A 12,597-nucleotide genomic window follows, 5' to 3' on the forward strand; every position below is an offset into this window, starting at 1 on the left:
TTTGAAATAAAGTATGTCATCTTCATCTTTTCCGATTGCATCAGGCCCGCTGGCTCGCCGCCAACGCCGTCGTGCCGTCATCAGTTATGGTGATCGGCAAGTTGTCGTAGGCGGTGGCGCGCCAGTCATGGTGCAGTCGATGACCAATACTGATACTGCCGATGCCATAGGTACGGCGATTCAGATCAAGGATCTTGCCCGTGCGGGTTCCGAAGTCGTGCGCATTACGGTTAATTCGCCCGAAGCTGCAGCCGCTGTGCCGGCGATTCGCGAACAATTGGATCGTATGGGTGTAGATGTGCCGCTGGTCGGCGATTTTCATTACAACGGCCACACGCTGTTGAACGACTATCCCGATTGCGCACAGGCGTTGTCAAAGTACCGTATCAATCCGGGCAATGTGGGGAAGGGCGCCAAGCGCGACACCCAGTTTGCACAGATGATCGAAGTCGCTTGCCGCTACGATAAGCCCGTGCGAATCGGCGTCAACTGGGGGAGCCTCGATCAGGCGCTGCTGGCGCGCATCATGGATGAAAACGCTCAGCGTAAAGAACCATGGCCGGCGCAAGCGGTGATGTATGAAGCGCTGGTGACATCAGCGATTGAAAACGCCCAGCGTGCGGAAGAACTGGGCATGGATGGCAACAAGATTATTTTGTCCTGCAAGGTATCGGGCGTGCAGGATTTGATCGCTGTGTATCGCGAGCTGGCGCGCCGTTGCGATTATCCTTTGCACCTGGGTTTGACCGAAGCCGGCATGGGTAGCAAAGGTATCGTTGCTTCCACGGCAGCATTGTCGGTGTTGTTGCAGGAAGGTATCGGCGACACCATCCGTATTTCGCTCACACCGGAACCGGGCGGTGACCGTACTCGTGAAGTCATCGTCGGTCAGGAAATTCTGCAAACCATGGGCTTGCGCAAGTTTACGCCGATGGTGATTGCTTGCCCTGGCTGCGGCCGTACGACGTCAACAGTATTCCAGGATCTGGCAGACAAGATCCAGACCTATCTGCGTGAGCAGATGCCGGTATGGAAGGGTGTTTATCCTGGTGTCGAGAGCATGAACGTGGCTGTCATGGGTTGTATCGTGAACGGCCCTGGTGAATCCAAGCATGCGAACATCGGTATCAGTTTGCCTGGAACAGGCGAATCTCCTGCGGCACCTGTTTTCATCGATGGCGAAAAGCGTATGACCCTGCGTGGCGATCGTATCGCAGAGGAATTCCAGTCCATCGTATTGGAATACGTGCAATCGCATTACAGCAAACAAACAGCGGCCTGAGGTCGCAGTGGTAGTCGGCCTCCTGGAAAATCCGGGCATCGTCGGCGACATAACTTACTGAATACAAGCATGTCTGAAAATAAGAAAATCGAAAAAATCGTCGGCGTCAAAGGAATGAATGACATTCTTCCTGCTGATGCGCCGTTGTGGGAATTGTTTGAGAACACCGTGCACTCGGTGTTGAAGAGCTACGGCTTCCAGCAAATCCGTACACCGATCGTTGAACCGACCGCCTTGTTCTCGCGCGGTTTGGGCGAAGTTACCGATATCGTTGAGAAGGAAATGTATTCCTTCACCGATTCGTTGAACGGCGACAACCTGACCCTGCGTCCTGAAAGCACCGCCAGCGTGGTACGTGCCGCGCTTGAGCACAACCTGACTTATGATGGCCCCAAGCGTCTGTGGTACACAGGGCCAATGTTTCGTCACGAAAAGCCGCAGCGCGGCCGCTATCGGCAGTTCCATCAGGTCGGTGCCGAAGCGCTGGGTTTCACCGGCCCGGATATCGATGCCGAACTGATCATGATGTGTCAGCGTCTGTGGGACGATCTCGGTCTGGAAGACATTCGCCTGGAGCTCAACTCCATTGGTAATGCAGAAGAGCGCAACAAGCATCGCACAGATCTGATTGCCTATTTCGAACAACACAAAGAGTTGCTCGATACCGATGCGCAGCGCCGTCTGCATTCGAATCCATTGCGCATTCTGGATACCAAGAATCCAACGATGCAAGACATGGTCAATGCGGCACCCAAGTTGCTGGATTATCTGGGTGAAGAATCGCGCGCGCATTTCGAAGGCGTGCAAAAGATCCTGAACCACAACAATATTCCGTTCACGATTAATCCGCGCCTGGTGCGCGGCATGGATTATTACAACCGCACCGTGTTCGAATGGGTGACCGATCAGCTCGGCTCGCAAGGTACGGTTTGCGGCGGCGGCCGTTACGATCCCTTGATCGAAATGTTCGGCGGCAAGCCGACTCCCGCCTGTGGTTTTGCGATGGGTGTCGAGCGTTTGCTGGAGTTGATGAAGGCCAGCGGCGAGCAATATGCGCCGAACCAATGCGACATCTATCTGGTCCATCAAGGCGAAGCCGCGCAATTGCAATCCTTTGTAATGGCAGAAAGATTGCGCAGTGCCGGGTTGGATGTTGTGCTACATTGCGCATCGGCGAGCGCCGGCGGCAGCTTCAAGTCGCAGATGAAGAAGGCCGATGCCAGCGGTGCTGCGTTTGCAGTCATCATCGGCGAAGACGAAGTCGCGAATGCGACGGCAACAGTCAAGAGCCTGCGCACGGCAGAAGGCGAAAATACCCAGCAGGTCACGATTCCATTCGATGGCGTGCCTGACTATGTGGTGGATCAAATTGTCGGCGACCACGACCATGATCACGACCACGTTCATTATCACCCTTAATTTTTAGACATATTTCATGGCATACGATCTCGAAGAACAAGAACAGTTGGCTTCCATCAAGGCTTGGTGGAGCAAGTACGGCAATCTTCTGACCTGGGTGTTGATCATTGCGCTGGCCGCTTATGCAGCATGGAGCGGCTGGAATATTTATCTGAACAAGCAATCGCAGCAAGCATCGCAGCTTTACGACGAGCAGCAGCGTGCTGTCGAAGCCAAGGACAATGCCAAGGTATTGCGCGCAGCGACCGATATGCAGGACAAGTTCAGCGGTACTGCCTATGCGCAAATGAGTGCGCTGGTGTCTGCCAAGGTGGCCTTTGATGCCAACGATACTGAAACAGCCAAGAAGCAGCTGCAATGGGTGATTGACCATGGCCGTGATGCGGAATACAAGGCAATTGCGTCAATTCGCATGGCCGGTTTGCTGCTCGACGCCAAGGCCTATGACGACGCTCTCAAGCTGCTTGCGGGTGATTTTCCTGCGCAGTTTGCCGGTGCGGTTGCGGATCGCAAGGGGGATATTCTGGTAGCCCAGGATAAGCGTGATGAAGCACGTGCCGCCTATCAGCTGGCGCTGGACAAGACAGACCCACGCAGCCCGGGCCGTCAACTGATTCAGTTGAAACTTGATGCTATCGGCGGCGCTCCAGCCAAAGCTGCAGCCTGATCATCGCTATAACCGCACTCCAACATCGTGAAATTCGGTAAGAGGAAAAACAATATGCGTCGTGAGTCACAAGTCGAATCACAAGTCGTTTCCATGCGTGCAGGTTCGTTGGCTGTCAAATTGAGCGCATTGGCTGCAGTTGCTCTGTTGTCGGGTTGCTCGCTGTTTTCCAGCAAGAAGGAAGTCAATCCACCGGCGGCCTTGGTTGAGTTCAAGCAAACTTTGCGCACTAAAACTGTCTGGACGACTTCGGTAGGCAAGGCAGGTAATTTTCAATTCAGCCCGGTTTATGCCGCTGACAGCATTTTTGCTGCAGGAGCTGATGGTACTGTCGTACGTGTGAACGCAGCGACTGGTCAAGCCATGTGGCGCATCAGTGCCGGGTCATTGACCGCAGGTGTCGGCAGCGACGGCAATACGGTTGCAGTTGTGGGCGAGAAGGGCATTGTTCAGGCGTTCGACGCCAGCGGCAAGTCGCTGTGGAAGGCATCGGCGCCGACCGAAGTATTGTCCGCACCAGCGGTTGGCTATGGTCTGGTCGTCGTGCGTAGTATCGACAACCGCATCACCGCATTCGATGCTGAAAACGGCACGCGTCGCTGGAGCATCCTGCGCCCGTTGCCGACGCTGACATTGCGTACGGCGCCCGGCATCGTGCTGGATTCGCAGAGCGCCTACGTTGCGTTGCCGGGCGGTCGTTTGTCCGCTCTGGCATTGAATAACGGTGGTCCACGCTGGGAAGTCGCCGTGGGCGATCCGCGTGGTACGACCGAACTCGAACGTATCGCCGACGTGTCCGGCGTGCCGGCCCTGGGTGTGCGCGACGTTTGCGCAGTGGCATATCAGGGGCGTATCGGCTGTTTCGATGTCAGCAATGGCAACGTTCGCTGGGGCAAAGAGTTTTCGAGCGACTCCGGCGTGACGCTGGATGATCGTTATGTCTACGCCGCAGATGACAAGGGCGGCGTGACCGAGTTCGTTCGCGATACCGGTGCCTCCATGTGGCACAACACCAAGTTGTCTTATCGCCGTCTGTCCGCGCCGATTGCTGTTGGCAAAGCGGTCGCAGTGGGCGATTATCAGGGTTACATCCATTTCTTGTCGCGTGACGATGGTTCTTTCGTCGCGCGTACAAGTACTGACGGCAGCCCGATTCAAGTGACGCCGATTGCCGCTGGGCAAAACGTCGTTTTTCAAACTCAAGCAGGAACACTGGTCGCCTTGGCGGCAGAATAATATTTAATGAAGCCGGTTATTGCACTTGTTGGTCGTCCCAATGTCGGTAAGTCGACATTGTTTAATCGGCTCACCCGTTCACGTGATGCGCTGGTCGCAGACTTGCCCGGGTTGACCCGGGATCGTCACTACGGCGAAGGCCGTGTCGGCGAACGCCCCTTTTTGGTGATCGATACCGGTGGTTTCGAGCCGGTTGCCAAAGAGGGCATCATGTTTGAAATGGCCAAACAGACCAAGCAGGCGGTGGTCGAGGCCGATATCGTGATATTTATTGTTGATGGTCGCCAGGGGCTGACCCCGCACGATAAGACCATCACAGATTTTCTGCGCAAATCGGGCCGTTCGGTCATGCTGGTGGTCAATAAGGCCGAGGGTATGAAATACACCTCGGTGACCGCCGATTTCTATGAGCTAGGCTTGGGCGATCCGTATGTGATCTCTGCGGCACACGGCGACGGTGTTGCCGATCTGGTCGATGAGGCTTTGGATATCGCCGTTGCTCAGCGCCCCGATCTCGGTGAAGAAGTTGACGTCGCGCGCGGCATCAAGATCGCCATCGTCGGCCGTCCGAACGTGGGTAAGTCGACACTGGTCAATACCTTGCTCGGCGAAGAGCGCGTCATCGCTTTCGACATGCCGGGTACGACCCGTGACTCGATCGAAATTCCCTTCGAGCGCGACGGCAAGCAATATACTTTGATCGACACGGCGGGCATCCGTCGTCGCGGTAAGGTGTTTGAAGCGATTGAGAAGTTTTCCGTCGTGAAGACGCTGCAATCGATCTCGGAAACCAACGTCGTCTTGCTGCTCCTCGATGCACAACAAGATATTTCCGAGCAAGATGCTCACATAGCCGGGTTTGTGCTGGAGTCAGGCCGCGCGCTGGTGGTCGGCATCAACAAGTGGGATGGTCTGCAGAGCGATCGTCGCGACGAAATCAAGATGGATCTGGAGCGCAAGCTAAGCTTCCTGTCGTTCGCGAAATTTCATTTCATCTCCGCGCTGAAGTCCACCGGCATCGGCCCGCTGATGAAGTCCATCGACTCGGCTTATGCCGCCGCGATGTCCAACCTGACCACGCCGAAACTTACGCGTGCGCTGATTGAAGCTGTCGAACATCAGCAACCTCGCCGCAAGGGATCCATTCGTCCGAAACTGCGCTACGCGCATCAGGGCGGCATGAATCCACCTGTCGTGGTGATCCACGGCAACGCACTTGAAGGCGTGGACGAGAGCTACAAACGTTATCTCGAAAAACATTTTCGTGAAACTTTCTCGTTGGTTGGCACTCCACTCCGTATCGAGTTCCGCTCGAGCAAGAATCCTTTCATTCGCCAAGATAAATAGTTACCAATCTTGGCGGTAGGTAGGAAATCGTTTACATTCATAACGCGTAGATTGGTAAAGCACTTGAAATTTTCTCAGGTGCCTCCAAATCCTAATCACAACAACACAGTGGAGCTGCCATGAGCAACAAAGGGCAATTGTTACAAGACCCATTTCTTAATGCCTTAAGAAAAGAACACGTCCCCGTTTCCATTTATTTGGTAAACGGCATCAAACTGCAAGGTCACGTGGAGTCGTTCGACCAGTACGTCGTCCTGCTGCGCAACACCGTCACCCAAATGGTATACAAACACGCCATTTCCACCGTCGTACCAGCCCGCGCCGTCAATCTGAGCCTCGATTCGGCAGAAGCGGAATAATGGTTTATCCAGCCGGCGCTATGCCGTGTGCATACTGATATGCGTGCCGCGCTAGTCGGCCTGGATTTCGGCAAAAGTGATTTTGCTGCAAGTCTGGATGAACTGTTTTTGCTGGCCAAGTCCGCTGGCGCCGAGCCTGTTACCACCATTACAGGCAAGCGTGCCAGTCCGGACGCAGCCTTGTTTGTTGGTTCCGGCAAGGCGCAAGAAGTCGCCGACGCCGTCGCCGACCTGCAACTCGACATTGTTATCTTCAATCACGCTTTATCTCCCGCTCAGCAGCGCAATCTTGAGCGTGTCTTGAAGACGCGTGTACTTGATCGCACCAGCCTGATTCTCGATATCTTTGCACAACGCGCCAAAAGCCATGAAGGCAAGGTTCAGGTCGAGTTGGCGCAGCTGCAACATTTGGCGACACGCCTTATTCGCGGCTGGACTCACTTGGAACGGCAAAAGGGTGGTATCGGTTTGCGCGGGCCAGGTGAAACGCAACTCGAGACCGACCGTCGTTTGCTTGGCGATCGCGTCAAGGCTTTACGCGGCCAATTGGCAAAGTTGCATCGTCAACATGCCACGCAACGCCGCGCACGTGGTCGCAACGATACGTTTTCAGTTTCTCTGGTCGGCTATACCAATGCCGGAAAATCCACGGTCTTCAACGCCATGGCCAAAGCGGGCGTTTATGCTGCAAATCAGTTGTTTGCGACTCTGGATACGACTTCGCGCCGCGTCTACCTCGGGGAAGTCGGTCATGTCGTGATTTCCGACACGGTCGGTTTTATCCGCGAATTGCCTCACCAATTGGTGGCTGCTTTCCGGGCAACCCTGGAAGAAACTATTCACGCTGATTTGCTGTTGCACGTTGTCGATGCGGCAAGTCCGGTGCGGATGGAGCAAATTGAGCAGGTCAATCTGGTGCTCAAAGAGATCGGAGCGGATCATATTCCGCAGATTCTGATCTGGAACAAGATCGACGCTGCCGAGCTGGAACCGGCAGTCGAGTATGACGAGTATGGTAGAATCCACCGGGTTTTTATTAGTGCGAAAACCGGTGCAGGCCTGGATTTATTGCGGCAAGCAATTGCCGATTCACTCAGGTCTTCAATCGAGGCGCGCAGGGGTGCGCAGTCTCAGGTTGTCGATTCTCAAGATGTGCACGCGCATTAGGTCGCTTCAGTCGTTCGGCGGGTACTTTGATCGAGTGTGATCAGCAAGCCTGATCGTTGAGCTTGGTCACAGAGCTGGCAGAGTTAGATCAAGCAGTTCCCGAAGTTGGCGGGCATTCCCTTTTGATTCAATTTAATAATTAAGCCGGATCGCAACGCATGCTTGTTTCTCTATTCAAAAAACTCGGTTTGAAATTCTCGCTGAACGACCCTCAATGGGGGCGCGGTTCGCAAGATGACAATAACCGTCAAAATCAGAATAACGGTGGTAACGGCAACAAGAAGCCGGAAGACGGACCTCCGGATCTTGATCAACTCTGGCGTGACTTCAATCAGCGTATAAGCCGTTTGTTCGGCAAGCGCGGCGGTGGAGGTTCCGACAACGGCGACGGCAATTTCAATCGCGGTGACATCAAAGGTGCCGGCATCGGTGCCGGCGTCATTGCTGTGATCGTTGCCTTCCTCTGGCTGGCCAGCGGCTTCTTCATTGTGCAGGAAGGCCAGACCGCAGTCGTCATGACCTTCGGCAAATACAGCCACACGACATTGCCAGGCTTTAACTGGCGTTGGCCGTATCCGGTGCAAAGCCATGAGATCGTCAATGTTTCGCAAGTGCGCACGGCGGAAATCGGCTATCGCAGCAACGCCAAGAACAAGCAACTCAAAGAAGCACTGATGCTGACCGATGATGAAAACATCATCGATATCCAGTTCGCGGTGCAATACAAACTCAAGAATGCCGCCGAATGGCTGTTCAACAATCGCGATCAGGATGAAACTGTGCGCCAGGTTGCTGAAACTGCGATTCGCGAAATCGTCGGCCGCAGCAAGATGGACTTCGTTCTCTACGAAGGCCGTGAAAAGGTTGCGCTCGACGTCGGTCAACTGATGCAACAGATTCTGGATCGCTACAAGTCCGGCGTGCAGATCACCAATGTCACCATGCAAGGTGTGCAACCGCCGGAGCAAGTGCAGGCAGCATTTGATGATGCCGTCAAAGCTGGTCAGGATCGCGAGCGCCAAAAGAATGAAGGTCAGGCTTACGCCAACGATGTGATTCCAAAGGCCAGCGGTGCCGCATCCCGTTTGCTGGAGGAAGCAGAAGCCTACCGTTCGCGCATCGTCGCCAACGCAGAGGGCGATGGCGCACGTTTCAAGCAGGTTCTGGAGGAATACCAGAAAGCGCCTGCAGTAACGCGTGACCGTATGTATCTGGAAACAATGCAGCAGATCTTCACCAATACGACCAAGGTCATGGTGGACGCCAAGAGCGGCAATAATCTGTTGTATTTGCCATTGGACAAGCTGATTCAGCAAACCGACAGCGCCAATGCCACCAATGCGGCTAAGCCGGCAACCGCGCCGGCTGTAGCAGCGACAACGCCAACACTTCCAGGAAGCGACCCAGTGTATTCAGTCGATGTTCAGCGTGACTCCCGCAATCGGGATGCACGTGATTCCCGTGATCGCGAGGTGCGCTAATGAGCCGCCTGATTACCAGCGTTATTGCCGTCATCGTTGCCCTCTGGCTGCTGTCGTCGACGATCTTCGTCGTCGAGCAACGCCAGTCTGCGATTGTGTTTGCCCTTGGTGAGGTCAAGCAAGTCGTGACTGATCCCGGCCTGCATTTCAAATTGCCGCCACCGTTCCAGAACGTGATCTATCTCGACAAGCGCATCCAGACTCTGGATACGCCAGATGCCGATCGTTTCATCACGGCCGAGAAGAAAAACGTGCTTGTTGACTCGTTCGTCAAATGGCGCATCGTCGATCCGCGCCTGTACTTCATCAGCTTCGGCGGTGACGACCGTCGCGCTCAGGATCGTCTGTCGCAGATCGTCAAGGCTGCCCTGAACGAAGAAATCACCAAGCGCACTGTGCGTGAAGTGATCTCCGGCGAGCGTGGCAAGGTCATGGATGCAATCCAGCGCAAAGTCGCGATCGAAGCCAAACAGATCGGTGCCGAGATTATCGATGTGCGCTTGCGCCGCGTTGACTATGTCGATCAGATCAATAATTCGGTCTATGACCGGATGAAGTCTGAGCGCGCCCGTGTCGCTAATGAATTGCGTTCGACCGGTGCTGCCGAGTCGGAAAAGATTCGCGCCGATGCTGATCGTCAACGTGTTGTGATTCTGGCGGAAGCGTATCGCGATGCGGAAAAGATTCGCGGCGCCGGCGATGCCAAGGCGTCCCAGATTTATGCCCAGGCGTTCGGGCAGAATCCCGAGTTTTACAAGTTCTATCGCAGTCTTGAGGCGTACCGCGCCAGTTTCAAGAACCGGCATGACTTGATGGTAGTGGATCCTAATTCCGAGTTCTTCAAATATTTCAAGGGTGTGGGAGGCGTCAGCACCAAGAAATAAGGCAAGACCGATAGCAAGATCGTAATATGCAGGGCTAGGATGGTGAGGACTGATGCTGCTTGTTGAGGGCATCTTTCCATTTTGTGGTCTGCATATTTGTTTCCCTGATTGAATGCGATTTTTACAAGGCATGCACGTCTTTTGACGTGTGTGCCTTGCCGCGTGTAAGAAGGGCGTTGCTTGAATGCATTGTTAAACACATTTTTCTGATTGATTTGTTTTATGCCGAACTGGCTTCTTCCTGAAAATATCGCCGATGTCTTGCCGTCCGAAGCGCGCAAGATTGAGGAGTTGCGCCGTCGCATGCTCGACAATTTCCGCCTGTATGGCTACGAAATGGTTATGCCGCCGCTGCTCGAATACCTTGAGTCTCTGTTGACGGGGGCGGGGCAAGATACTGATCTGCGCACCTTCAAGCTGGTTGATCAGCTGTCGGGACGTACGCTGGGTGTGCGTGCCGACATGACGACGCAGGTGGCGCGTATCGATGCACATTTGCTCAACCGCGATTCGGTGACTCGCCTGTGCTACGCCGGCAGCGTGTTGCATACACGTCCATCCGGCCTGCATGCAACGCGCGAACCGTTGCAGATCGGTGCTGAGATCTATGGTCACGCCGGATTGGAAGCTGATGCCGAGATTCAGGAATTGGCGCTGGCTTCGCTGGCACTGGCTGGCATCGCCAAAGTTCGTCTGGATCTCTGCCACGTCGGTGTGTTGCGCGCCATCATCGCCAACGACGACAAGGCAAACAAGCAAGCGGCGCAGCTGTTTGCTTTGCTGGAATCCAAAGATATTCCCGGCTTGCAAGTATTGACCAAAGATTATCAGCCCGTCACACGTGACGCGTTGTTGGCGCTTCCCGGTCTGTATGGCGATATCGAAGTCATCGAACGCGCCCGCAAGGTCTTGCCGTCGTTGCCCGGCATCGCCCAGGCGCTGGATGAACTGAAGGCGCTGGCGCAACTGGCCGGCGAAGCCAACGTCACCATCGATCTGGCGGATTTGCGCGGTTACCACTATCACAGCGGGGTGATGTTTGCCGCTTACGTGCCGGGCCTGCCCAATGCGGTAGTGCGCGGTGGCCGTTACGACCACGTCGGCGAAGCGTTCGGACGTGCGCGTCCGGCAACCGGTTTTTCCATGGATTTGCGCGAATTGGCACGTCTGATGCCCGGAGCGGAAAGAAAACGTGCAATTCGTGCCCCATGGGGTACCGAGGCGGGTTTGCGTGAGAAAATAGCGGAATTGCGTCGGGACGGGGAAATTGTAATTCAGAGCCTCCCCGGACACGAAAACGACCAGGACGAGTTTGATTGCGATCGCGCAGTGGAGCTCAGCAATGGAAATTGGATTATCAAAAACTTAGGTTAAGCCATGTTACAGAAAAGCAATGCAAAGAACGTCGTCGTCATTGGTACTCAGTGGGGCGATGAAGGTAAGGGTAAGATCGTCGATTGGCTGACCGATCACGCGCAAGGCGTGGTGCGTTTCCAAGGTGGTCACAATGCAGGCCATACCCTGGTTATCGGCGGTAAAAAGACTGCTCTGCAACTGATTCCGTCGGGCATCATGCGTGCCGGCGTGGCTTGCTATATCGGCAATGGTGTGGTCTTGTCCGTGCCTGATCTGCTGCGTGAAATCGACAAGCTGGAAGCTGCCGGCGTCGAAGTCGCTTCGCGCCTCAAAGTCTCCGCAGCCTGTCCGCTGATCCTGCCTTACCACGTTGCATTGGACGTTGCGCGCGAAGCTGCTCGCGGCGCCGCCAAGATCGGCACAACAGGCAAGGGCATCGGCCCCGCCTACGAAGACAAGGTTGCTCGTCGCGCGATCCGTGTTGCCGATCTGCTCAACGAAAAGCGTTTTGCCGAAAAGCTGCTGGAAAACCTGGACTACCATAACTTCGTCCTGACCCAATACCTGAAGACTCAGCCGGTGGATTTCCAGAAGACACTGGACGATGCGCTGGCCAACGTGCCCCGTTTGAAGCCGATGGTTGCCGATGTCTCCAACGATCTGCACATCGCCAATCAAGAGGGCGCTAACCTGCTGTTCGAAGGTGCGCAAGGCAGTTTGCTGGACGTCGACCACGGCACGTATCCCTTCGTGACTTCGAGCAACTGCGTGGCCGGCAATGCCGCCGCAGGTGCGGGTGTCGGTCCTGACATGCTGCATTACGTGATGGGCATTACCAAGGCTTACACCACCCGTGTCGGTTCCGGCCCGTTCCCGGCAGAACTGCCGACTGACGAAGGCGTAGGCAAGCATCTGGCGTCCGTCGGCCACGAGTTCGGCACCGTAACCGGTCGCGCACGTCGTTGCGGCTGGTTCGATGCAGCGTTGCTGAAGCGTTCGGTCCAGATCAATGGCGTGTCCGGCATGTGCCTGACCAAGCTCGACGTGCTGGACGGCCTCGAGTCGCTCAAGCTGTGCACCGGCTACACTCTCAACGGCAAGACCGTGGACATCTTCCCGGTCGGGGCTGAAGAAGCAGCTGCCTGCCAGCCAATCTACGAAGAAATGCCGGGCTGGAAAGAATCCACCGTCGGCGTACAATCGCTGGACGGCCTGCCTGCCAATGCACGTGCCTATATCAAGCGCATTGAAGAACTGGTCGGCGTGCCTATCGACATGATTTCCACCGGTCCTGACCGCGAAGAGACCATCGTTTTGCGCCATCCGTTCAAGTAATCCAGTAATCAACCAATTCAGTACCAACGGCGAACAACCTGTTGTTCGCCGTTCTCACAAGAAA

The 12,597-nt window shown here is 55.2% G+C and carries 11 protein-coding genes; all 11 read left to right on the forward strand.

Annotation, left to right across the window (positions count from 1 at the left end; genetic code table 11):
• Positions 1 to 13: 13 nt before the first annotated feature.
• The 11 genes from ispG to hmeg3_RS08920 all read left to right on the forward strand — a co-directional run bounded on the left by ispG (position 14) and on the right by hmeg3_RS08920 (position 12,533).
• A complete protein-coding gene (ispG, locus tag hmeg3_RS08870; protein ID WP_094563403.1) occupies positions 14 to 1,282 on the forward strand; it encodes a flavodoxin-dependent (E)-4-hydroxy-3-methylbut-2-enyl-diphosphate synthase in 1,269 nt (422 codons plus the stop codon).
• Positions 1,283 to 1,351: 69 nt separating this feature from the next.
• Complete coding sequence (gene hisS / locus hmeg3_RS08875) at positions 1,352 to 2,701, forward strand: histidine--tRNA ligase (protein ID WP_094563404.1); 1,350 nt, start codon at positions 1,352 to 1,354, stop codon at positions 2,699 to 2,701.
• Positions 2,702 to 2,717: 16 nt separating this feature from the next.
• Positions 2,718 to 3,368, forward strand: coding sequence for a tetratricopeptide repeat protein (locus tag hmeg3_RS08880; protein ID WP_094563405.1), 651 nt, complete (start codon positions 2,718 to 2,720; stop codon positions 3,366 to 3,368).
• Between the two features lie 54 nt (positions 3,369 to 3,422).
• Positions 3,423 to 4,604, forward strand: a complete 1,182-nt coding sequence (gene bamB / locus hmeg3_RS08885) for an outer membrane protein assembly factor BamB (protein WP_094563406.1) — start codon at positions 3,423 to 3,425, stop codon at positions 4,602 to 4,604.
• A 6-nt stretch (positions 4,605 to 4,610) separates the two neighbouring features.
• Complete coding sequence (der, locus tag hmeg3_RS08890; RefSeq protein ID WP_094563407.1) at positions 4,611 to 5,951, forward strand: ribosome biogenesis GTPase Der; 1,341 nt, start codon at positions 4,611 to 4,613, stop codon at positions 5,949 to 5,951.
• 119 nt (positions 5,952 to 6,070) lie between these two features.
• Entirely contained in the window at positions 6,071 to 6,310 is a 240-nt protein-coding gene (gene hfq / locus hmeg3_RS08895; protein ID WP_034297704.1) for an RNA chaperone Hfq, read from the forward strand.
• Positions 6,311 to 6,349: 39 nt separating this feature from the next.
• Entirely contained in the window at positions 6,350 to 7,477 is a 1,128-nt protein-coding gene (hflX, locus tag hmeg3_RS08900) for a GTPase HflX (protein WP_094563408.1), read from the forward strand.
• Positions 7,478 to 7,635: 158 nt separating this feature from the next.
• Positions 7,636 to 8,958: an FtsH protease activity modulator HflK gene (gene hflK / locus hmeg3_RS08905; RefSeq protein WP_094563409.1), complete on the forward strand. Its 1,323-nt coding sequence runs from the start codon at positions 7,636 to 7,638 to the stop codon at positions 8,956 to 8,958.
• The gene (gene hflC / locus hmeg3_RS08910) at positions 8,958 to 9,842 is read left to right on the forward strand and encodes a protease modulator HflC (protein ID WP_094563410.1); all 885 of its coding nucleotides are present in this window, start codon (positions 8,958 to 8,960) and stop codon (positions 9,840 to 9,842) included. Before hflK ends, hflC begins: the two co-directional genes overlap by 1 nt.
• A gap of 222 nt (positions 9,843 to 10,064) precedes the next feature.
• Positions 10,065 to 11,216 carry an ATP phosphoribosyltransferase regulatory subunit gene (locus hmeg3_RS08915; RefSeq protein ID WP_094563411.1) on the forward strand — a complete coding sequence of 384 codons (1,152 nt, stop codon included), beginning with the start codon at positions 10,065 to 10,067 and terminating at the stop codon, positions 11,214 to 11,216.
• A gap of 3 nt (positions 11,217 to 11,219) precedes the next feature.
• Positions 11,220 to 12,533 (forward strand): adenylosuccinate synthase, encoded by a 1,314-nt coding sequence (locus hmeg3_RS08920; RefSeq protein WP_094563412.1) that lies wholly within the window; start codon positions 11,220 to 11,222, stop codon positions 12,531 to 12,533.
• Positions 12,534 to 12,597: the final 64 nt, after the last annotated feature.

It is taken from the genome of Herbaspirillum sp. meg3 (assembly GCF_002257565.1).
GTDB lineage: Bacteria > Pseudomonadota > Gammaproteobacteria > Burkholderiales > Burkholderiaceae_D > Herbaspirillum.

Bases quoted from the DNA above. Each gene is read 5' to 3' on its own strand.
- hmeg3_RS08880 (WP_094563405.1), top strand. From the start codon at position 2,718: ATGGCATACGATCTCGAAGAACAAGAACAGTTGGCTTCCATCAAGGCT.
- bamB (WP_094563406.1), top strand. From the start codon at position 3,423: ATGCGTCGTGAGTCACAAGTCGAATCACAAGTCGTTTCCATGCGTGCA.
- hfq (WP_034297704.1), top strand. From the start codon at position 6,071: ATGAGCAACAAAGGGCAATTGTTACAAGACCCATTTCTTAATGCCTTA.
- hisS (WP_094563404.1), top strand. From the start codon at position 1,352: ATGTCTGAAAATAAGAAAATCGAAAAAATCGTCGGCGTCAAAGGAATG.
- der (WP_094563407.1), top strand. From the start codon at position 4,611: ATGAAGCCGGTTATTGCACTTGTTGGTCGTCCCAATGTCGGTAAGTCG.
- ispG (WP_094563403.1), top strand. From the start codon at position 14: ATGTCATCTTCATCTTTTCCGATTGCATCAGGCCCGCTGGCTCGCCGC.
- hflX (WP_094563408.1), top strand. From the start codon at position 6,350: ATGCGTGCCGCGCTAGTCGGCCTGGATTTCGGCAAAAGTGATTTTGCT.
- hmeg3_RS08920 (WP_094563412.1), top strand. From the start codon at position 11,220: ATGTTACAGAAAAGCAATGCAAAGAACGTCGTCGTCATTGGTACTCAG.
- hmeg3_RS08915 (WP_094563411.1), top strand. From the start codon at position 10,065: ATGCCGAACTGGCTTCTTCCTGAAAATATCGCCGATGTCTTGCCGTCC.
- hflC (WP_094563410.1), top strand. From the start codon at position 8,958: ATGAGCCGCCTGATTACCAGCGTTATTGCCGTCATCGTTGCCCTCTGG.
- hflK (WP_094563409.1), top strand. From the start codon at position 7,636: ATGCTTGTTTCTCTATTCAAAAAACTCGGTTTGAAATTCTCGCTGAAC.